The organism is Micromonospora sp. NPDC049891 (genome assembly GCF_040660295.1).
Classification (GTDB): Bacteria; Actinomycetota; Actinomycetes; order Mycobacteriales; family Micromonosporaceae; genus Micromonospora.
The window spans coordinates 1-20,341 of record NZ_JBFAML010000040.1 but is presented as its reverse complement, the minus strand read 5'-3'; the positions used below and the strand labels follow the sequence as shown (position 1 = coordinate 20,341).

General features: G+C 74.0%; 18 protein-coding genes. 10 read left to right on the top strand and 8 right to left on the bottom strand.

Annotated features, from left to right (window positions below; translation table 11 throughout):
• Window positions 1-19: 19 nt before the first annotated feature.
• Window positions 20-1,576, top strand: a complete 1,557-nt coding sequence (locus tag AB0I71_RS30155) for a PLP-dependent aminotransferase family protein (RefSeq protein ID WP_357590389.1) — start codon at window positions 20-22, stop codon at window positions 1,574-1,576.
• 10 nt (window positions 1,577-1,586) lie between these two features.
• On the opposite strand, the gene AB0I71_RS30150 is transcribed toward AB0I71_RS30155, so the two are convergent.
• Genes AB0I71_RS30150 through AB0I71_RS30135 form a run of 4 tightly spaced genes read right to left on the bottom strand, consistent with a single transcriptional unit; the run spans window position 1,587 to window position 7,646 of the window.
• Window positions 1,587-3,971: a hypothetical protein gene (locus AB0I71_RS30150; RefSeq protein WP_357590387.1), complete on the bottom strand. Its 2,385-nt coding sequence runs from the start codon at window positions 3,969-3,971 to the stop codon at window positions 1,587-1,589.
• Window positions 3,968-5,731, bottom strand: a complete 1,764-nt coding sequence (locus AB0I71_RS30145) for an ABC transporter permease subunit (protein WP_357590385.1) — start codon at window positions 5,729-5,731, stop codon at window positions 3,968-3,970. The genes AB0I71_RS30150 and AB0I71_RS30145 overlap by 4 nt, the downstream gene beginning before the upstream one ends.
• On the bottom strand, window positions 5,728-7,002 hold the full coding sequence (locus tag AB0I71_RS30140) for an extracellular solute-binding protein (protein WP_357590383.1): 1,275 nt from the start codon (window positions 7,000-7,002) through the stop codon (window positions 5,728-5,730). The genes AB0I71_RS30145 and AB0I71_RS30140 overlap by 4 nt, the downstream gene beginning before the upstream one ends.
• Entirely contained in the window at window positions 6,999-7,646 is a 648-nt protein-coding gene (locus AB0I71_RS30135) for an ATP-binding cassette domain-containing protein (RefSeq protein WP_357590381.1), read from the bottom strand. Before AB0I71_RS30135 ends, AB0I71_RS30140 begins: the two co-directional genes overlap by 4 nt.
• A gap of 106 nt (window positions 7,647-7,752) precedes the next feature.
• On the opposite strand from AB0I71_RS30135, the gene AB0I71_RS30130 reads away from it, so the two are divergent.
• The 7 genes from AB0I71_RS30130 (at window position 7,753) to AB0I71_RS30100 (ending at window position 14,864) form a co-directional block, all read left to right on the top strand.
• Window positions 7,753-8,403: a phosphotransferase gene (locus AB0I71_RS30130; protein ID WP_357590379.1), complete on the top strand. Its 651-nt coding sequence runs from the start codon at window positions 7,753-7,755 to the stop codon at window positions 8,401-8,403.
• Between the two features lie 64 nt (window positions 8,404-8,467).
• A complete protein-coding gene (locus AB0I71_RS30125) occupies window positions 8,468-9,952 on the top strand; it encodes an NAD(P)/FAD-dependent oxidoreductase (protein ID WP_357590377.1) in 1,485 nt (494 codons plus the stop codon).
• Window positions 9,945-10,814, top strand: coding sequence for an SDR family oxidoreductase (locus tag AB0I71_RS30120; RefSeq protein ID WP_357590375.1), 870 nt, complete (start codon window positions 9,945-9,947; stop codon window positions 10,812-10,814). The genes AB0I71_RS30125 and AB0I71_RS30120 overlap by 8 nt, the downstream gene beginning before the upstream one ends.
• 245 nt (window positions 10,815-11,059) lie before the next feature.
• Window positions 11,060-12,145 (top strand): S-(hydroxymethyl)mycothiol dehydrogenase, encoded by a 1,086-nt coding sequence (locus AB0I71_RS30115; protein WP_357590425.1) that lies wholly within the window; start codon window positions 11,060-11,062, stop codon window positions 12,143-12,145.
• Window positions 12,145-12,774 (top strand): MBL fold metallo-hydrolase, encoded by a 630-nt coding sequence (locus AB0I71_RS30110; protein ID WP_357590373.1) that lies wholly within the window; start codon window positions 12,145-12,147, stop codon window positions 12,772-12,774. Before AB0I71_RS30115 ends, AB0I71_RS30110 begins: the two co-directional genes overlap by 1 nt.
• A 68-nt stretch (window positions 12,775-12,842) precedes the next feature.
• The gene (locus AB0I71_RS30105) at window positions 12,843-13,946 is read left to right on the top strand and encodes a DUF3626 domain-containing protein (RefSeq protein ID WP_357590371.1); all 1,104 of its coding nucleotides are present in this window, start codon (window positions 12,843-12,845) and stop codon (window positions 13,944-13,946) included.
• 219 nt (window positions 13,947-14,165) lie between these two features.
• Entirely contained in the window at window positions 14,166-14,864 is a 699-nt protein-coding gene (locus tag AB0I71_RS30100) for a hypothetical protein (RefSeq protein ID WP_357590368.1), read from the top strand.
• A 7-nt stretch (window positions 14,865-14,871) separates the two neighbouring features.
• Here AB0I71_RS30100 and AB0I71_RS30095 read toward each other — a convergent pair whose 3' ends face one another.
• Window positions 14,872-16,347: an MFS transporter gene (locus AB0I71_RS30095; protein ID WP_357590366.1), complete on the bottom strand. Its 1,476-nt coding sequence runs from the start codon at window positions 16,345-16,347 to the stop codon at window positions 14,872-14,874.
• A 46-nt stretch (window positions 16,348-16,393) separates the two neighbouring features.
• A complete protein-coding gene (locus AB0I71_RS30090; RefSeq protein ID WP_357590364.1) occupies window positions 16,394-16,630 on the bottom strand; it encodes a hypothetical protein in 237 nt (78 codons plus the stop codon).
• A gap of 226 nt (window positions 16,631-16,856) precedes the next feature.
• Between AB0I71_RS30090 and AB0I71_RS30085 the strand changes: the two genes are divergently transcribed.
• Window positions 16,857-18,014, top strand: a complete 1,158-nt coding sequence (locus AB0I71_RS30085; RefSeq protein ID WP_357590362.1) for a geranylgeranyl reductase family protein — start codon at window positions 16,857-16,859, stop codon at window positions 18,012-18,014.
• A gap of 171 nt (window positions 18,015-18,185) precedes the next feature.
• A complete protein-coding gene (locus AB0I71_RS30080; RefSeq protein WP_357590360.1) occupies window positions 18,186-19,088 on the top strand; it encodes an SDR family oxidoreductase in 903 nt (300 codons plus the stop codon).
• Window positions 19,089-19,151: 63 nt separating this feature from the next.
• Here the strand turns inward: AB0I71_RS30080 and AB0I71_RS30075 are convergent, their stop codons facing one another.
• Both AB0I71_RS30075 and AB0I71_RS30070 read right to left on the bottom strand, forming a co-directional pair.
• Window positions 19,152-19,823, bottom strand: a complete 672-nt coding sequence (locus tag AB0I71_RS30075) for a nucleotidyl transferase AbiEii/AbiGii toxin family protein (RefSeq protein ID WP_357590358.1) — start codon at window positions 19,821-19,823, stop codon at window positions 19,152-19,154.
• Window positions 19,820-20,161: a hypothetical protein gene (locus AB0I71_RS30070; RefSeq protein WP_357590356.1), complete on the bottom strand. Its 342-nt coding sequence runs from the start codon at window positions 20,159-20,161 to the stop codon at window positions 19,820-19,822. The genes AB0I71_RS30075 and AB0I71_RS30070 overlap by 4 nt, the downstream gene beginning before the upstream one ends.
• Window positions 20,162-20,341 lie beyond the last annotated feature (180 nt).

The window sequence follows — 20,341 nt, the reverse complement described above, 5'->3', positions numbered from 1 at the left end:
CTGCCGCCACAATGGTCCGATGAGCAGTGCCAAAACCGTACCCGCCGACAGGTCCATAACGGCCGGGAACGGCCCGGGCCGGACGCCTCGCCCGGCGGCGGAGCCGACCCTCAACGCCGGGGCGGACTTCCTGCACCTGGACGTCGGGCAGGCACCGCCGGGGGGCCGGGCCACCTGGCTGGCCGACCGGCTGCGCCGGGCGATCGCCGACGGCGTGATCCCCATCGGCTCACGGCTGCCGGCCACCCGGATCCTCGCCGCCGACCTGGGGGTGTCCCGGGGCGTGGTGGTCGAGGCGTACCAGCGTCTGATGGAGGACGGGCACGTCGCCGGCCGGGGACGTGCCGGCACGGTGATCGTCGCCTCCGCCCTCACCGCGACGGCCGAGCCGACCGGGGATCCGCCGGGCGACGCGTCGCCGGGGCGGGTGCCCGATCCGGCCGCCGTGTTCCGCTCCGCGCCCGACACCGACGTCTTCGACACGGTACGCACCATCCCGGCCCACATCGACCTCACGCCCGGCGTACCCGATCTGGCCGCGTTTCCCCGCGCGGCCTGGTTGCGCGCCGAGAAGGCGGTGCTGGGCCGGCTGGTCGCCGCCGACCTCGGCTACGGCGACCCGTGCGGGACGCCGACCCTGCGCCGGGCCGTCGCCGGCTGGCTGGCCCGCAGCCGGGGGATCGGCGTCGACCCGGCCGAGGTCATCATCACCACAGGTGTGTCCCAGGCGCTCGGCCTGCTGGCCCAGGCGCTGCGCGACGACGGCGTCACCACTGTCGGCGTGGAGGACCCCGGCTCGCTCGGCGTCCGGCAGCACCTCGACAACTGGCGGCTGACCACCGTGCCGATTCCGGTGGACGCCGCCGGTGTGCGGGTGGACGAGCTGGCGGCCAGTGGGGTGCCGGCGGTGATGCTCACCCCGGCACACCAGTTCCCGACCGGCGCGGTGCTCGACGGCGAGCGGCGCCGCCAGCTCGCCGACTGGACCCGGGCCGGCGGCCTGGTCATCGAGGACGACTACGACGCCGAGCACCGCTACGACCGCCCGCCGGTGCCCGCGCTGCGGGCCGCCCTGCCCGAGCGGGTGTGCTACGCCGGCAGCGTCTCGAAGCTGCTCGCCCCGGCGCTGCGGATCGGCTGGCTGCTCGTGCCCCGCCGCTACCGCGGCGCGGTGGTGGCGGCCAAACGCAACGCCGACCTGGGCAACGCCGTCCTGCCCCAACTCGTGCTCGCCGAGCTGCTCACCTCCGGAGCGCTGGAACGACAGCTGCGGCTGCTGCGCCGCCGGCACGTACGCCGCCGTGACGCGATGACCGCCGCCCTGGCCCGGCACCTGCCGGGGGCCACCGTCCACGGCGCGGCGGCCGGGCTGCACCTGACGGTCACCCTCGACGGTGACGTGGTGGACACGGAACTCGCGGCGGCGGCGCTGGCGCGTGGGGTGAAGGTGCAGCCGTTGTCCTGGCACTGCCAGCGGCCGTACCCGCCCGGCCTGGTGCTGGGCTACGCGGCCAACACCGCCTCGGCCATCGAGGCGGGCATCGCGACCGTCGCGGCGGTGCGGCGCGGCGGATGACGCTCCGGGGTCACCCCGGGCGCGGTTCGGGGGAGCGCTCACCGCCCAGGCGGGCGTCGGCGGCCTGCTGACCGTCGTCGTCGCCGGCCACCTCGCAGATCGCCGCCGCGTCCGCCCAGTGCCCGCGGGCCTCCTCGTGGTCGCCGAGCGCCGCCGCCGCGTCGCCCAGATGCAACAGCGTCCGACCCAGCCCCGCGTCCGGGCGACCGCCCTCCCGCAACCGCCAGCTCTCGGCCAGCAGCTCGTACGCCTGTCTGGCCTGCCCCGGTGCCACGCCCAGCAGCGCCACGCCCGCGTTGAGCAGTGCCACCGCCCGGTTGGTCGGGTCACCGAGCGACTCGTACTCGCGCAGCGCGGCCCGCCACGCCTGTGCCGCGTCGAGGTGCTCGCCCATCGCCGAGTGGACCAGCACCAGATTTGTCAACGCCGCCGCGTAGCCGCGTGCGTCGCCGAGCGAACGGAACGAGTTCGCCGCGCGGACCAGCAGGTCGTGTGCGGTCTCCAGCTCGTACCGCGCCAGCCTCGCCGCCCCCAGTCCGAGGTCGCTGAGCGCCTGGCCGGCGCGGTCGGCGCTGGCCCGGTGCCGCCGCGACAGCTCCAGGTGCTCCACCGCCTCGTCGGTGCGGCCGAGGTCGAGCAGGGCCAGCCCGAGATTCATCCGCGCCTGGGCGGTGCCCCGGCGGCCCTGCCCGGCCACCGCCAGACTGAGCGCTGCCACCGCTCCGTAGGGGTCGTGCCGGCGGCGACGCAGCACCCCCAGCTCGTTGTGGGCCCAACCGGCGATCTCCGGACGGTCCTGGGCGGTGGGGTTGGCCAGAACCGTCCGGCAGACGTCCTCCCACTCGTCGAGCCGCTCGGTGTGAGCGAGCCACCCGCACAGCGCCACGGCCAGCCGGAACCACCAGTCCCGCACCCGGCGCGGCAGCGTCTCCACCGCGCCGGCCGGCACCTTCACCACCGCCAGCAGCAACTCCTGATGCAGGTCGAACCAGCCGTACGGATCGTCGTCGGGCAGGCGATGATCTCGGTCGAGCGCACCCGTGGCCAGGGCGGCCACCTGCTGCTCGGCCCGGCGGGCCAGATGCCGGGTCAGCCGCGCCTGCACGGTGACCCGGCGGTGCACCGGCTCGACCTCCCGCAGATGCATCCGGGCGTACCCGGCCAGCAACGGACGGACCTCGTACCGGTCGCCGGGCGCGCCGACGACGAAGGCACCGTCGGCCAGTTCGTCCAGCAGCGCGGCGACCCGGTGCGGGCGGCGTCCGGCGAGCGCGGCGATTGTCGCCCGATCCAGCGGCACCCGGCTCAGTGACAGCAGCCGCCACAGCCGGCGCGCCTCGCCGCTGAGCGCGTGGTACGCGGTGTCGCGGGCGGTGACCAGCCCCGTCACGGGCGACACGCCCACCCGCTGGTGCGGCGGTGTGTCGGCGGCGCGGCGCAACGCGTGCAGCACGTCGGCGTGCCGCCAGCCGTGCTGCGCGCTACGCCGTCCCAGCTCCGTCACCGCGCGCGGCTGCCGCCCGCATAGCTCGACGATGGCCCGTACCGCCGGGTCGGAGCGCGGGTCCGGGCGGTGCGGGCGGGCCACCGCGGTGGCCGCACCGGCGTCGGCGAACATCTCCACCGCGTCGCCGGCCTCCGGCTCGGCCAGCCAGTACGCCACCACCCCGTCCAGCGCGGCGAGCCGACCGGTGCCCGCCAGCAGCAGCCGGCAGGTCCGGGCGGTGGGTGGCAGCAGCGGCCGGACCTGCGCCGGGGAGTCCACGTTGTCGAGCACCAGCAGCACCTTGCGGCCGTCCAACTGGCCGCGCAGCTCGTCGGCGGCGTCGGCGAGGTCGTCCGGTCGACCGGAACGCGGCGCCGAGGTGCCGAGGATCCGGGCCAGCGCGGCCAGCACCTCCCTCGGCGAGCGGGCCCGACCGCCCCGGCGCACGTCGAGGTAGTACTGCCCGTCGGGAAAGTCCGCGCGGCTCAGGTTCGCCGCCTGGATTGCGCACCAGGACGTACCGACGGCACGCCGGCCCACCACCGCCACCGCGTGCCCCGGGGCGAGCATGGCCACCACCGCCTCCGCCTGGCCCGGCCGGCCGGTGTACCCGGCCGGCCACGGCAGCGTCGGTGCGCTGCTGCTCGCCTGTGCCTCGGCCTCCTCGCCGGCCAACACCTGTTCGCGTTGCCGCCGCCGCCACTCCACCAGGAAGGAGGCGGCCACCCCGATCGCCGCCAGGCCCAGGCTCGCCGAGCCGAGGACGGTAAGCGACAACTCGGAGAGCAGGTTGCCGGTGACGTTGCCGAGCACCGCGCTGATCCCGGCGCCGACCACTCCGCCGGTCGCGAGCAGCACGCTCAGCAGCCGTGGTCGGCTCGCCGGCCGCCGAGGCGGGGACCCGGTCATCGCACACCTCCGGCGACCAGGCCGGCGACCACCTGCCGGCGGGCCAGCACGAACACCAGCACCGGCAGGATCGAGGCGAGCACACACCCGGCGGCGAGCGTGCCACTGCCGGCCACAAAGCTACGAGTCTGGCTGGCCAGGAAGAACCCGAGCGGGGCGGCGTCCGGGCCGCTGAACAGCAGACCCACCACCAGGTCGTTCCACACCTGCACGAACTCCAGCACGGCCACCGCCACCAGCGCGGTGCGGTTGCGTCGCGCCAACCGGCGCAGCGTGCCCCACCAGTGCCGCCCGCCGATCCGGGCGCTGCGGACCTGCTCGGCGGGCAGGTCGGCGAAGGAGTTGCGCAGCACCAGCACCGCGAACGGGACGCCCAGGGCGATGTGCACCAGGGCCACACCCCGGGCCGTGCCCGAGGACAGGGCCAGCCCGAGCACCTCGTTGAGCGGACCGGCGATCACCTGCACCGGGACCACCACCGCCGCCATCAGCACCAGCCCGGTGGCCTGCGCGGCCGGCCCGGTCAACCAGGCCAGCGGGTACGCGGCGAGCAGTGCGACGCCGAGCACCGCGGCGGTGACGACGGTGGCGAGCAGCAGGGTGAAGCCGAGGCTGCGCCACAGCTCCGTGCCGGTGAGCACCGCCCGGTAGGAGTCCAGACCCGGTGGGCCGGACCACCAGCCGCCGGTGGCCGCCCGCACCGGGTTCTGCAACGCGGTGGCCGCCAGCACCCCCAGCGGCAGCAGCCAGGCGATCGCCGCACCGGCGGCGAGCAGCCGGACCAGCCGACGCGGTGGCGGCGCGGTCACGACGCTGCCGGCCGGCTGCTGCGGCGGCGGCCACGCCTGCCGGACGAACAGCGCCGCCACCAGCATGCCGGCGGTCACCGCGACCAGCCAGACGACTCCCAGGGCGGCACCCTCGCCGGTGGTCGTGGCACCGGAGGTCTGCCAGATCCGCAGCGAGAGCACCGCCGCCTCGTCCCGTACCGAACCGGGCGTCATCACGAGGATCAGGTCGAACGTCCGGCTGGTGCCGACGGCGACGAGGGCGAAGACCACCGCGACGGTACGCAGCAGCAGCGGTCGCCACTGCGCGTCCCAGAGCACGTCGCGACGGCTGCCACCGTGGGCGCGGACCGCGTCGACGAGCCCGGTCGGCACCGCGTCCAGGGCGGCCCGGAAGACAAGCATCGCCAGCCCGACCCAGGCCCACACGAACGCCGACATCACCGCCACGGTGACCAGGTCCGGCCCGAGCAGCTGCGGCAGTTGTTCCGGGTCGCGTCCGGTCAGCCGGGCCAGCAGCAGGGTGGCCAGCCCACGCTCCGGGTCAGGATCGTAGAGCAGTCGGAACGTCACGCCGGTGACCACAAGCGGCAGCGCGGTCGGCACCACCAGGATGAGGCGGACCAGCCAGCCCTCCTGGGAACGGCGTGAGGCGACGGCGAGCAGGTAGCCCAGGACCGTCACCACCGCCGGCACCAGCAGCGCCCACAGCAGGGTCCGTCCGATCACCGCGGCGGTGCCGGGGGCGGCGAGGGCGGCCCGGTAATGTTCGTCGCCCACCCAGCGGCCGTCGGTGGTGACACTGGCGTGCACGGTACGCAGCACCGGCCAGGCCAGCAGGCCGCCGAGCAGCAGCACCGCAGGGGTCAGCAGCGCCCAGCCGACGCCCGCCGCCGGGTAGGCCCGGCCACGTCGGGGCGGCCCGACGTCGTCGAGCACCGCCAGCTCGCCCAGCAGCGGTCCCCGGCTCACCTGCCGCCCCCCGCCGCCCGGGCCGCCTCGGCGAGTTGCCCGGTGGCCCGGCGGACCGCCTCCCGGGCCGACACCCCGTCGGTCACGTTCATGAAGAAGTCCTGCATGATCCGCCAGATCCCCACGCCGTCGGTGCCGGTGAAGGTGCCGGGAAGCTGGTCGGAGAGGTCGAACTGCACGGTGTCGGCGGCGCGCAGCTCACCGGCGAGCCGCCGGCGCAGCGGGTCGTGGTAGCTGTCCACAGGTACGGCGAGGTTGGGGGAGAGGTAGCCCCCGGTGTCCAGCCAGGGCAGGAACGCCACCGCGTCGCTGAGCCAGCGCACCAGCTCCGCCCCGCCCTCGGAGCCGGCGAACGCCACAGCCGCGTCGCCGCCGACGATCAGCGGTTGGTCGGCCACCCGGGCGCCGGGGAAGCGGAAGGTGACAAGCGGCTCGGTGCCCCGGCGGAACCTGGCGACCACCGCGTCGACGAAGTCGGCCTCGAACACCATTGTCGCCGCGCGGTGGTGCACCACCTGAATGATCGACTCCTCGAACTGGGTGAGCAGGGCCCGCCGCCCCCCGCCCGGGAAGGCGCCGTCCACACTCCACAACTCGGCCAACCGTTCCAGCGCGTACGCCACGGGCCGGCCCCGCCAGTCGGCCTCGCCACGGGCCAGCGCCCCGTACAGGTCCACGCCGGCGACGTCGGCGAGCACGTTCTCGAACCAGTCGGTGAGCACCCAGCCGTCGGCGGCACCGATCGCCAGCGGGGCCGGGCCCGCACCCGCCCGGTGCCGTTCGCCGAGCCGGCGGGTCAACCGCACAAGCGCGTCCCAGGACCTCGGCGGCTCGGCGAGCATCGACGGAAAGTGCCAGAACAGCGACTTGTGTGCCGCCTTGACCCAGACGCCGTAGCGGCGCTCGTCGACGCTGAGCAGGTCGGTCATGCCGGCCGGGGCGGTGTAGCTGGCGGCCGGGGCCACCTCGCTGAGCCAGCCCCGCCGGGCGTACTCGACGACCAGGCCAGGGCGGGGCAGGATCGCCACGTCGGGGGTGGTACCGGCGGCACGGCGGGCGGTCAGGAAGGCGTCGATGTCGTTGCCCACCCCGACGACCTGCACTGTCGTCGGGTAGCCGGCGACCACCTCCTGGAACCGGGCCAGTTCGCCACCGGCCCAGACGACCGCCACCTGCACCGACCTGCGTCCCCGCCCGCAGCCCCCGGCACCGACCACGGCGGCGGTGGCCGCGGCGGCACGCAGCAGCGTACGGCGGTCGACCGCGGTCACGGCCGCACCGCCGGCTGGACCGGGCCGGGCGGCGCATCGTCGGCGACCGGCACCCGTTGGCCGATGCCGGCCAGCACCTCCTCGTCGGCCGAGCAGAGCAGCACCGTCACCCCCGGGGCGTCCGGTGGGGCGGTACGGTCGAGCAGGTCCGGTAGGCGTACCCCGTCGACCGGGGACGGCAGGTCGACCACGAGCACCTCGGGCAGGCAGGCCATCGCCCGGGCGAGCGCGACCCGGAACCGTTGCGCCTCGGACAGCAGGTGCGGGCGCAGACCCAGGGTCGGGGCGAGTTCGAGCCGGTCGACCAGGACGGCCGCCCAGCCTTCGGCGACGTCACGCACCCACTGGCGGCGGCGCTGACCGTAGGAGATGTTGCGACCGACGGTGAGGTGGGGCAGCAGCGCACCGCCGGCCGGCACGTACCCGATCCGGCGGCGCAACGGTGGCAGGTCGGTGACGTCGCGGCCGCCGACCAGGATCCGGCCGGTGACCGGCGCGGCCAGCCCGGCCACCACCCGGGCCACGGCGGTGGCCGGACGGGGCCGGGCGACCAGGGCGACCGTCGCGCCGACGGGCACGTCGATGTCGAGCGGCGACATGTCCGGCACGGCAACGAGGTCGAGCGTGCGTAACGTGACAATCACCTCCGGTGACCCTCGTCGTCATCCCAGCCTGTCACAGGGGAACCACGCTGGGTGCCCCACCCGCCGTCCATCGTGGCCCTGGGCATGGCGGGTTACCGTGCAAGACATGGCAGCGCCGACCCCCTTCGCCGCCGGCCGTGATGCCGACGTGTACGCCCTCGACGGCGGCCGGGTGCTGCGTCGCTACCGCGACGGCGCCGACGTCACCGTCGAGGCCCGGTTCATGTCCCACCTGCACGCCGCCGGCTTCCCGGTGCCCCGGGTGCACCGGGCCGACGGCGCGGACCTGGTCATGCAGCGGGTGGCCGGGCCGACGATGCTCCAGGCGCTGATGGCGGGCACCATCGAGGTGGTACCCGCCGCCGACATCCTCGCCGGGCTGCACCGTCGGCTGCACGCAGTGGCCCCGCTGCCCGGCGCCCACGGCGACGACCGGATCCTGCACCTGGACCTGCACCCGGATAACGTCCTGCTCGACCCGGGCGGTCCGGTGCTCGTCGACTGGCGCAACGTCCGACACGGCCCGCCCGGCCTGGACGTGGCGATGACCGCCCTGATCCTCGCCCAGGTCGCCGTCGACCCGGAGCAACCGATGGCGGCGGCCGCCGACGAGATGCAGCGCGCCTACCGGTACGCGCTGCGCGACCACGTGGCCCCGCTCGTCGCCGAGGCCCTGGCCATCCGACGCGCCAACCCCACCCAGACCCCTACCGAACTGGCGCTGCTGGACCCGGCGGCGGCCCTGCTCACCTCGTGAACTCCGGACCTCGGCGGCCGCAGGCGATAGGGTCTCGATCATCACTGCGCGGGCGGGAGACGAGATGACCTCAGACCATGTCGACGTGCTCGTCGTCGGCGCCGGTCTCTCCGGCATCGGAGCCGCCTGCCACCTGCGCCGCCGCCACCCGGGCAGGACCCTGGCCCTGATCGAGGCGCGCGACGCGATCGGCGGCACCTGGGACCTGTTCCGCTACCCCGGCGTGCGTTCCGACTCCGACATGTTCACCCTCGGCTACTCGTTCGCACCGTGGACCGCGCCGAAGAGCCTTGCCGACGGCGCCACCATCCGCGACTACCTGCGTCGTACCGCCGACGAGCACGACGTCACCCGCCACATCCGGTTCCGGCACCAGGTCCAGCGGGCCGAGTGGGACAGCCGGGCGGCCCGCTGGACGGTGCACGTGCACCGCGAGGACACCGCCGAGACCGCCGTGCTGACCTGCTCCTTCCTGTACGCCTGCACCGGCTACTACCGGTACGAGGCCGGCCACACGCCGCACTTCACCGGCCAGGAACGGTTCACCGGCCGGATGGTGCATCCGCAGCAGTGGCCCGCCGACCTCGACCTCACCGGCCGGCAGGTGGTGGTGATCGGCAGCGGCGCCACCGCCGTGACGCTGGTGCCGGCGCTGGCCCAGCAGGCGGCCCGGGTGACCATGCTGCAACGCTCACCCACGTACCTGCTCGCGCTCTCCTCCCGCGACCGGCTGGCCGACGCCGTGCGGCGGCTGTTGCCGGCGCGCCTGGCGCACCAGATCGTGCGCTGGAAGAACGTCCTGCTCGCCACGGCCAACTACCAGCTCAGCCGGCGCGCCCCCGGGCTGGTACGCGGGCTGCTGCGCCGGGACGCCGCCCGTCGCCTGCCCGCCGGCTACGACGTCGAACGCCACTTCACTCCCCGCTACGACCCGTGGGACCAGCGGCTGTGCGTGGTTCCCGACGGTGACCTGTTCACCGTGCTCGCCGACGGGCGGGCCGAGGTGGTCACCGACACCGTGGACACCTTCACCGCCCGGGGCGTCCGGCTCACCTCCGGTCGCGAACTGCCCGCCGACGTGGTGGTCACCGCCACCGGGCTGGACCTGCTCGCCCTCGGCGGGATGACCCTGCGGGTGGACGGGGTGGACGTGGACCTGCCGGCGACCGTCGCGTACAAGGGAATGATGCTCTCCGGGGTGCCGAACTTCGCCATGACCATCGGCTACACCAACGCCTCCTGGACGCTCAAGGCCGACCTGGTGGCCGGTTACGTGTGCCGGCTGCTGCGCCACCTGGACCGCACCGGTACCCAGATCGTCACCCCGGTCGCCCCACCACCGGGCCCGCGTACGCCGCTCATCGGCCTCACCTCCGGCTACGTGCGGCGCGGTGTCGGAAGGCTGCCCCGCCAGGGCACCCGGGCACCGTGGCGGCTGCACCAGAACTACCTGCGTGACCTGCTGCCCATGCGGTACGGGCGGCTGACCGACGCCAACGTCCGGTTCGATCGGGCCGGCGTACCGCGAAGGAGTCCCGTCGATGCGTAGGTTCACCGTCACCGACGGGGTGGCGGTGGTCACCGGCGCGGCCCGGGGTATCGGCGCCGCGTTGGCCCACGGCCTGGCTCGCCGGGGTGCCGAGCTGGTTCTCGTCGACCGGGACGGGGCAGGACTGGCGGCGGTGGCCGCCGCGATCCGCGCCGCGCATCCCGGCCGGCAGGTGTGGACCCACCAGGTCGACCTGGCCGACGCGGAGGCCACCGCCGCGCTCGTCGCCCGGATCGTCGAGCGGCACCCCCGGATCCGGCTGCTCGTCAACAACGCCGGGGTGGCGTTGGGCGGCCGGTTCGACGAGGTCACGCTTGACGAGTTCAGCTGGGTCGTCGACGTCAACTTCCGGGCCGTGGTGCAGGTGACCCACGCGCTGCTGCCGGCGCTGCGGGCCGAGCCCGGTGCGCACCTGGTCACCATCTCCAGCCTGTTCGGGCTGATCGCCCCGCCCGGCCAGGTCGCCTACGCGGCAAGCAAGTTCGCGGTGCGCGGCTTCACCGAGGCGCTGCGGCACGAACTCGCCGCCGACGGCATCGGCGTGACGTGCGTCCATCCCGGTGGCGTCCGGACCCGCATCGCCCGGGACGCCCGGGTGGGCAGCGGTGTCGACCGGGTCGAGTACGAGGCGGGCCGGCAGCGGTTCGAGCGACTGCTCACCATCGACCCGGCCGTCGCCGCCGAGACCATCCTGCGTGGGGTGGCCCGTCGGCGGGGGCGGGTGCTGGTCGGCTGGTCGGCGCGGCTGCTGGACCTGCTGGCCCGGATCGCACCGGTCGGCCACGGCCGCCTCCTGGTCGCCGCCGGAAACCGGGCCGGCGCCCGTCGGCCCACCGCCGAGCGGACCCGTACGCCGGTCTGAGCGCGTTGGCCGGCTGGCGGCACCACGGCCGACGGCCGGAGCCCACCCGGGGCGCTGCCGGTGCTCGACAGAGGTCGTCGTCGGTGTCGTACTCCCAGCCGCCGCGCCGGTCATCGGCCCGCGAAGCGGTGCCGATCCGTCGTCGCGGCGGTAGGTTCGCCTCCGAGGCGAACGTGGCAGCCGCCGCCGACGAGCCGCCAGGTGGCGATGACGGCGGGCGGGCCGGCACGGAGGAGGAGGACAGCGTGAGCCAGCAGGTACGGGGAGTCATCTCCCGCAGCAAGGGCGCGCCCGTCGAGGTCACCGAGATCGTGGTGCCCGACCCCGGTCCGGGCGAGGCGGTGGTCCGGGTGCAGTCGTGCGGCGTCTGCCACACCGACCTGCACTATCGCGAGGGTGGCATCAACGACGACTACCCGTTCCTGCTCGGTCACGAGGCCGCCGGCATCGTCGAGCAGGTCGGCGCGGGCGTGGACGCCGTCGCGCCCGGTGACTTCGTGGTGCTCAACTGGCGGGCCGTCTGCGGGGTGTGCCGGGCCTGCCGGCGGGGCCGCCCGTGGTACTGCTTCGCCACCCACAACGCCGCCCGGAAGATGACGTTGGCCGACGGCCCCGAACTGTCCCCGGCACTTGGCATCGGCGCCTTCGCCGAGAAGACCCTGGTCCACGCCGGCCAGTGCACGAAGGTCGACCCGGCGGCCCGCCCGGCCGCTGTCGGGCTGCTCGGCTGCGGGGTGATGGCGGGCCTCGGCGCGGCAATGAACACCGGCGGGGTGACCCGTGGTGACTCGGTGGCGGTGATCGGCTGCGGCGGTGTCGGCGACGCGGCGGTGGCCGGCGCGGCACTGGCCGGCGCGACGACGATCATCGCGGTGGACACCGACTCCCGCAAGCTCGACTGGGCCCGCAGGTTCGGCGCCACCCACACCGTCAACGCCTCCGAGGCCGACCCGGTGGCGGAGATCCAGGCCGCCACCGGCGGCTTCGGCGCCGACGTGGTGATCGACGCGGTCGGCCGGCCGGAGACCTGGAAGCAGGCCTTCTACGCCCGCGACCTGGCCGGCACCGTCGTGCTGGTCGGCGTACCCACGCCCGAGATGCGCGTCGAGCTGCCCCTGCTGGACGTCTTCGGTCGCGGTGGCGCCCTCAAGTCCAGCTGGTACGGCGACTGCCTGCCCAGCCGTGACTTCCCGATGCTCACCGAGCTGTACCTGCAGGGCCGCCTCGACCTGGACGCCTTCGTCACCGAGGAGATCGGCCTGGACGGGGTGGAGGAGGCGTTCGCCCGGATGCACCGCGGCGACGTGCTCCGCTCGGTGGTGGTCTTCTGATGGCCGCCCGGATCGACCACGCGGTCACCTCCGGCACCTTCTCCCTCGACGGCCAGACCTTCGACGTCGACAACAACGTCTGGGTGGTCGGCGACGACACCGAGTGCGTCGTGATCGACGCCCCGCACGACGTCGACGCCATCCTCGAGGTGGTGGCCGGGCGGCGGGTCACCGCGATCGTCGCCACGCATGCCCACGACGACCACGTCCGGGTCGCCCCGAGGTTGTCCCGGGCCACCGGCGCCCCGGTGCTGCTGCACCCCGCCGACCGGGTGCTGTGGGATCTGGTACATCCGGACGAGGCACCCGGCGGCACCCTCGACGACGGCCAGACCATCGAGGTGGGCGGCACCACGCTTACCGTGCTGCACACTCCTGGGCACAGCCCCGGCGCGTGCTGCCTGCACGCCCCGGAGCTGGGTGTCGTCTTCACCGGCGACACCCTGTTCGCCGGCGGCCCGGGCGCCACCGGCCGCTCGTACAGCGACTTCGGCACCATCGTCGACTCGATTCGCTACCGGCTGCTCACCCTCCCGCCGGCGACCACGGTGCACACCGGGCACGGCGACAGCACCACCATCGGGGCCGAGGCTCCGCAGCTGCCACAGTGGCTGGCCAGAGGCCACTGAGATCGGTGCCGGCCCGGCCCGCCGAAACCGGGATGCGGAGGCGGGCCGGTCCCGACGAGACTGCCGGCATGTCCGTCGACCCGACGCTGACCGCCGCGCAACGTGCGGCACTGCGCCACGTGCGCGCGGTGGCACTGCGCGACCGTCCCGCCGCGCTGGCCGTCATCGGACGGGCACTGGCCGGCACCGGCGTACGCCACGAACCGGAGCGGCTCGTCGCGGCGATCGGCCGGCAGGGGCGGGTCACCCTCAACTTCCATCCGGACCGGCTGCGCGCCGACGGCCGCACGGTCGCCGAGGCGCTCGCCACCGAGGGGGTGTACCGCAGCCAGTTCGAGACGCGGATCTCCAACGGTGGCCTCACCGCGTACCCCGGCGGGGACCGTGACCGCTGGGAACAGCGCCTGTTCGGCGGTGCCTACCAGCGACCGGGCGTCGGCCCGGCGGAGCGGCCGAAGTACGGCGGCCTGAACCTGCTCGACCATCCCGACGGGGCCTGTCCCCGGTTCGGCTCCTGCCACCTGCGACTGCGTCCCGAGGTGCTGATCCGGACCACCTTCTGCTTCGGCGACAGCCACCTCGGACCCCGTGACGTGGGCACCGTCGACGTGGTCGAGCCGGTGCTGGCGGCCCTGATCGCCGCCACCGCCGAGACCGGTGTGTGCCTGGGCCGACCCGGCGTGGATCTGGTGAGCCTCACCGGCGAACTGCTGCGCCGTCGGGAGGCGCTGGCCGCGACACCCCGGGCCGCCGGCCGCGCCCTCGACGACTACGTCGAGGCCCAGGTGCACGGCGAGGTTCGACTGGACCGGGACGTTCTGGAACTTGTCGTCGATCCCTCGTTCCGAGGCACCGGCACCGGAAGAAGCCTGGTCGCCACCGCCCGCCGGTACGGCTTCCCGATACGCTGGCACGCCGGCTTCGCACTGCCGGTGGACCGGGTGGACGCCGAGTTCCGTGGGCCGGCGATCCCGCCGCTGGCGGCCCGGGTGCACGCCGAGTTCGCCCGCGCGGGCGAGCCGCTGCACGCCGCACTGATCGGGCGGGCCGCGGCGTCGGTGGTGACCGAGCCGGGGCGGTGGGCCGACCGAGGGCCGTCCGCGGACACGTTGCAGCACCTCAAGCAGCTCTGGCACGTCCTGGTGCGCTTCGGTGACCCGCACGAGGCTTGAGACCGGCTGTCCGTTTCGTGCCCGACCGGAGCGGCTTCGGCGGTCTGCGCCGTGACCTGGGTCGCAGCCGACCGCCACCAGCGCATTTCCGGAATGGCGGACATGCCAGCCGGGTTGTGTCCCCCATAGTGCCGGCTGGCAAACCTCGACCGGCCGCACCTGTCCCCCGAGAGCGGCTCGACCCCGAGCGGCTCGTACCCGATCGAAAGGGCAACCATCGTGAAGCCGGACTTCACTCGATGGCTCCCGGCCATCGCGACGATCCCGAACCGGAAGACCGCGCTCAGCGTGGTGGGCGTGACCGCCCTCGCCGGACTCGCCTTCGGCCCCACCGCTGTGGCCGCACCGATCACCGCCGGCCCGCATGCGGGCGCGGTCGCGGCGATCGACCGGGCCACCGGTCGCACCAGCACCGGCGTGACAGTGGAATCCGGGCTGACCACCGCCGGCCGCACCGACCAGCCGGACGCCGGGAAGCCGACCCGTGGCGACCTGATCCCGCACGGCGTGCAGGGCGCGCAGTCGCGCGTCCCGCTCGACGCCGCCCAGCGCGACAACGCCAAGACCATCATCGAGGTGGCCAAGCGCACAGGTGTGGGTGAGCGCGGTGCCGTGATCGGCATCGCCACCGCGTTGCAGGAGTCGAAGCTCTACAACCTCGGGCACCTGGGTGCGTGGAACGACCACGACTCGCAGGGCCTGTTTCAGCAGCGTCCGTCGACCGGATGGGGCAGCGTGGAACAGATCACCGATCCCGAGTACTCCTCGACCGTCTTCTTCGAGGCGCTGAAGAACGTCGGCGGCTGGCAGGATCTGCCGCTGACCACCGCCGCGCAGACGGTGCAGGTGTCGGCCTACCCGTTCCACTACGCGCAGTGGGAGGAGCAGGCGGCGGACATCGTCTCCCAGCTCTGGTGACACCGAATCAGTGAACTCGCGGCCGGCCCCGCTCGCGGGGCCGGCCGCGGTGGTTGCGGACGATGTCGACGGCGGCCGCCACCAGGGCCAGCGCGATGATCGCGGCAGAGGTGAGCAGCGACCGCTCGAACGCCCTCGACCAGGCGTCCGCGCCGTCGGCAAGCGCGGAGAAGAAGACCGCGCCGACCACCGCGATCCCGGCGGCCGAACCGATCCGCTGCCCCGTCTGCAACATCCCGGCGCCGCTGCCGGCCTGCGGTACCGGCACCTCCGACAGGGTCAGCGTCTGGTTCGGGGCGATCACCAGGCCACTGCCGATGCCGGCGAGCAGCAGCGGCAGCGCGGTCACCCAGGGCACGGGGGCGCGCGGTGCCAACTCGATGGCAAGCGCGGCGAGGCCCAGGCCGGCCACCACGGCGACCAGCCCGATGGCGACCAGCGGGCGGCCGTACCTGTTGACCAGCCGCCCGCCGACGGCGGACGCGACTGCCGAACCGAGCGCGAACGGGGTGATCGCCGCACCGGCGACCAGGGCGCTGTAGCCACGCCCGTTCTGCAGGTAGAGAGTGAAGATGAAGAAGATCGCGGTGAACCCGCCGAAGTAGAGCAACGCGATCGCCGAGCCGAGGCCGTACGACCGGTGACCGAACAGGCGGACGTCGAACAGCGGCGGGCCGTGCCGGGCGTACCGTCGCTCCCAGCCGACGAAGCCGGCGAGTGTGGCCAGGCCGGCGGGCACCAGCAGCCACTTCGTCGGGCCGTGCCACTGCTCGCGCTGCACCAGCGGTAGCAGCACGAGCGTCACGCCGATGCCGAGCAGCAGCACGCCGACCGGGTCGAACCGGCGTTGCGCGCCGCGTGGGGTGACCCGACCGGGCAGCAACCGCCAACCGAGCAGCACCGCGACGATCCCTACCGGCACGTTGACGAAGAAGACCCACCGCCAGCCGTGTTCCGGGCCACCGGCGGCGATCAGCAGACCGCCGAGCAGCGGACCGATCGCGGTGGAGATGCCGATGGTGGCACCGAGCCACCCGAAGGGCCGGGCCCGCTCGGGACCGGCGAACAGCTGCTGAATCAGGCCGGTCACCTGCGGGTTCACCACACCGGCGGCGGCACCCTGGAGCAGTCTGGCGGCGATCAGCCAGCCGGGGGACTGGGCCATCCCGGCCAGCGCGCTGGTCAGCGTGAACAGGGCGATACCGAAGACGAAGGCGTTGCGCCGCCCCCGGACGTCACCGAAGCGTCCCGCCGGCACCAGGACCAGACCGAAGCTCAGGGCGTACCCGGACAGCACCCATTGCAGGTCGCTCGGATCGGCCCGCAGGGCACGTTCCAGGGACGGCAGGGCGACGTTGACGATGCTGATGTCGAGCAGCGTCATGAACGCCGCGACCAACCCCACCCCGAGGGCCTGCCAGCGTCGCCGCCCGTCCAGCGCCGCCCCGGACCCCGCCGAACCGTCGGGCCCGGCGGAGCTCAACCGGCGATCCGGCGCCGGGTCGTCGGGTGGCGCGCGCGGCCGCCGGTCATGCCAGTTGCTGCGCGCAGAAGCGGGGGCCGAAGTCGAGCCCGGCCATCGGAGAATCCTCCCGGTGCAGCAGGTTCTTCTCGGTCAGCAGGTGCAACGGGGTCTGCAGTTGCTCCTCGGTCAGGCCGCACTCCTGCGCGATCATGTCCGGGTACGGGACCTGGCCGCGGGCCTCCAGGGCCGCCACCGCGTCGTACACCCGCGCCTCGACGTCCGACAGCCGCACCTGTTGCATGGTGTCCTCCTCGCGCCTCGTCCGCCTGCGGCAGGCGGTCTGCGGCGGGCGGTTACCCGGTGCGCCGGAGAAGATGCCCGCCGCGGGCCTGCTCCGGCCGACCGTGGCGGCCTGCCCGGTCGGTCCGGCACCGGATGACGAACGACGGGTACGGCGGGACGCCGCCCCGCCCGATCGGCTGTCGCGTCGGCGCCGCCGCGCGCCTCGGCTGATCTACCCTGCACCAGTGAGCGTCTGGGAACTCGTGGTGATCGGCGGTGGTCCCGCCGGGCTCTCCGCCGGCTACGCCGCCGCCCGGCGAGGGGTGCGCACGCTTGTCGTCGAGCGCGCCGCGCATCCCCGGTACAAGACCTGCGGTGGTGGTCTGATCGGCACCTCGTTGGCCGCGCTGGCCGGACGGATCGAGGTACCCGCCCATGACACCGTGGACCGGATCACCTTCACCCTCGACGGGCGGGGCGGGTTCACCCGCCGGCACGGCGCGGGGCCGCTGGTGAGCATGGTGCGCCGGGAGGAGTTCGACGACCGGCTCCGGGCCGCCACGGTGGCTGCCGGGGCCGAGGTCCGCGAGCGGGCGACCGTCAGGTCGGTGGAGCAGGACCCTGATGTCGTACGCCTGCGACTCGCCGACGGCGAGGTGCTGCTGGCCCGTACCGTCATCGGTGCCGACGGTTCGTCCGGGGTGAGCGCCCGGCACGTGGGGGTGCGCCACCGCCAGGTGGACCTGGGGCTGGAACTGGAGCTGCCGGTACCGCCGCCCGAGCAGGCCCGTTGGCGGCGCCGAGCGCTACTCGACTGGGGCCCGCTGCCCGGCTCGTACGCCTGGGTCTTCCCGAAGGGTGACCGGCTCACCGTCGGCGTGATCGCGGGTCGGGGGGAGGGGGAGCGGACCCGGCAGTACCTGCGGCGGTTCGTCGACCGCCTCGGCCTGGCCCAGGTGTCGCCGGCGCACGACTCGGGTCACCTGACCCGTTGCCGAACCGACGACTCGCCGTTGCGGCGGGGTCGGGTGCTGGTTGCCGGCGACGCCGCCGGCCTGTTGGAGCCCTGGACCAGGGAGGGGATCAGCTACGCGCTGCGCTCCGGCGAACTGGCCGGGGCGGCGGTGGCTGACGCCGATCTCGCCGGCTACGAACGGTCGGTGACCGAGCGCCTCGTCCCGGCCATGCGGGCCGGGCATCGGCTGCTCGACGTCTTCTCCCGGCGACCTGCGGTCTGCCACACGCTGCTCGCCACGCCGCCGGGCTGGCGCGCCTTCACCCGGTTCTGCCTGGGTCGCGCCGACTTTGACGAGCTGGTCGGGCGGGCGCCGGTCCGGGCCGCGCTGGCCCTGGCGGACCGCCTGCCGGGCCCCAGGCGCAGCGTCGCCGGCACGAGTGTCTGACCGACAACGGACGCGCCCGGTACCGGGCGCCGGCCCGGCCGGCGAACCACCAGCCATCCAGGATCCTAGGATGCCTTACGCGTGGTGATCTACCCGGGCGTTTCCGAGGGCACCACCCGGGTAGGGCTTGCGGGGGAGCGCAACCCCACGACCCCGGGCGAGGAGACCTTCGTGAGCGAGACGCAGCACACCCAGCAGGACCCGACCGAGCAGTACGGCCAGCAGTCAGGGCAGCCGAACCAGCAGCAGAACCCGCCGGGCCGGACCGGCGAGATGACGCCGAAGCCGGACCACGGGGAGGACTCGTACCGGGGCACCGGCAAGCTCGACGGCAAGAAGGTGGTGATCACCGGCGGTGACTCCGGTATCGGCCGGGCGGTCGCCATCGCGTACGCCCGGGAGGGCGCCGACGTGCTGATCTCCTACCTCGGTGAGGAGGAGGACGCGGACGCCCGGGAGACGGTGCGACTCATCGAGGCCGCCGGTCGTAAGGGTGTCGCGATCCGGGGTGACATCGCCGACGAGCGCAACTGCGAGGCGTTGATCGAGCGGGCGGTGAGCGACCTGGGTGGCATCGACATCCTGGTGAACAACGCGGCGTACCAGATGGCGCAGGACAAGGGCATCGCCGGCATCAGCACCGAGCAGTTCGACCGGGTGTTCAAGACCAACCTGTACGCGATGTTCTGGCTGTGCAAGGCGGCGTTGCCGCACCTGGGCGAGGGGTCCACAATCATCAACACGTCGTCGATCCAGGCCTTCGACCCGTCGCCGCAGTTGCTCGACTACGCCACCACCAAGGCGGGGATCGCGAACTTCACCAAGGCCCTCGCCGCGGACCTGGTCGATCGGGGCATCCGGGTCAACGCGGTGGCGCCGGGGCCGATCTGGACGCCGCTGATCCCGGCGACCATGCCGGAGGAGAAGGTCGAGCAGTTCGGCACCGACACCCCGGTCGGCCGGCCTGGTCAGCCGGCGGAGCTGGCACCGGCGTACGTCTTCTTCGCCTCGCAGGAGTCGAGCTTCATCACCGGCGAGATCCTGGGCGTCACCGGCGGCCGCTTCACCAAGTGACCGTGGTGCTCGACCCCTCGACGTGGAGGCCCCGCTGACCGGTGCGGGTCGGCGGGGCCGCGTTCAGCGGGGCCAGTGCGCCAGTTGCCGCCGAACCTGGACGATGTCGGCGGGGCCGAGGCCGTAACGGGTGAACCGGCCGTCCGGAATCCGATCGAGGTATCGGCCGGCCGCCCGCACATCCTCGTCGTCGAGCGCGGGATCGAGCTGCCGGGCGAGATCCAGCAACTCCGCCACCGACCGGTCCTCCAGGGCGGAGGCCACGTCTATGTAGTCGCGTACCTCGCGCCGGTTGACCAGGGCGGCGGTCTTGTTGGCGATGAGGTCTCGGACGTCCATGACCGGTCCGAGGTCCATCACCACCGGGCTGCGGTGCCGGTCGAGCCGGGCCAGGCTGAGGCGGATCCGCCGGTTGTCCCGGGTGACGACGAAGTCCCGTAGGTCCCGGTCGAAGCCGTCGAAGAGGTCACCGAGGTCGCTGTCCGGGTCGGCGTCGGTCACCTCGAATCCGGCCATCTCCAGCGCGGCCCGGACGTCGGCGGCTGCCGCGGCGGCGGCACCCTCCACGTCAGCGAAGAGGTCGACGTCCTCGGTGGGGCGGGTGACCAGTCCGTGCGCGGCCCAGGCCACCCCGCCGCCGAGAACGAAACGGTGCGGCCCGGCCACGGTCAACGCGACCCGGGCGACCTCGCGGTAGAACTCGTGTGGATGCGCGTCCGGGGATGCCCCGGTCACGCCGACCGAAGACCCTGGTGTCGGCTCTCCCACGCCAGCCGTACCCCCCGGGGCAGATTGAGCAGTTTCCACACCCGGCGCAGCGTCCGCCCGTTCACCAGGCGGCGCAGGTCGTCGACGTTCGTGGTCTCGCGCAGCACGTTCTCGTACAGCCAGAGCAGCTGGTCCGGGTCGGCGAGGTCGAACGCCCGGTCGGCGCACCACATCAGCCGCACCGGCAGCTCCACCACCCCTCGGGTGGGTCCGCGCAGTTCGGCGAGTGTCCGGGCCACCACGGCGGGGCGGCCGGGTCGGGCCAGGTGCGCCACGCCGGTCGTGGTGGGGGAGACGGCCTGCATGGTGTCAGGGTAACCCCAGATCGGGGCGACCCGGTCCGATGACCTGTTCTGGGTTCGCCGGGGGGTGTCCGTTGTTGGGCCTGTCGTGGCCTGTCGTGGGGTTCGTTGTGGGTGCTGTTGGGGGTGTGGCCCGCCGTGCCCGGCTCCGGGCGGTCAGGCTTGATCCCTGCGCCGGGCACG

What these genes read in the sequence shown, in the direction of transcription:
- AB0I71_RS30155 (WP_357590389.1), top strand. Translation starts at nt 20, where the DNA reads ATGAGCAGTGCCAAAACCGTACCCGCCGACAGGTCCATAACGGCCGGG.
- AB0I71_RS30150 (WP_357590387.1), bottom strand. Translation starts at nt 3,971, where the DNA reads ATGACCGGGTCCCCGCCTCGGCGGCCGGCGAGCCGACCACGGCTGCTG.
- AB0I71_RS30130 (WP_357590379.1), top strand. Translation starts at nt 7,753, where the DNA reads ATGGCAGCGCCGACCCCCTTCGCCGCCGGCCGTGATGCCGACGTGTAC.
- AB0I71_RS30125 (WP_357590377.1), top strand. Translation starts at nt 8,468, where the DNA reads ATGACCTCAGACCATGTCGACGTGCTCGTCGTCGGCGCCGGTCTCTCC.
- AB0I71_RS30120 (WP_357590375.1), top strand. Translation starts at nt 9,945, where the DNA reads ATGCGTAGGTTCACCGTCACCGACGGGGTGGCGGTGGTCACCGGCGCG.
- AB0I71_RS30110 (WP_357590373.1), top strand. Translation starts at nt 12,145, where the DNA reads ATGGCCGCCCGGATCGACCACGCGGTCACCTCCGGCACCTTCTCCCTC.
- AB0I71_RS30105 (WP_357590371.1), top strand. Translation starts at nt 12,843, where the DNA reads ATGTCCGTCGACCCGACGCTGACCGCCGCGCAACGTGCGGCACTGCGC.
- AB0I71_RS30090 (WP_357590364.1), bottom strand. Translation starts at nt 16,630, where the DNA reads ATGCAACAGGTGCGGCTGTCGGACGTCGAGGCGCGGGTGTACGACGCG.
- AB0I71_RS30070 (WP_357590356.1), bottom strand. Translation starts at nt 20,161, where the DNA reads ATGCAGGCCGTCTCCCCCACCACGACCGGCGTGGCGCACCTGGCCCGA.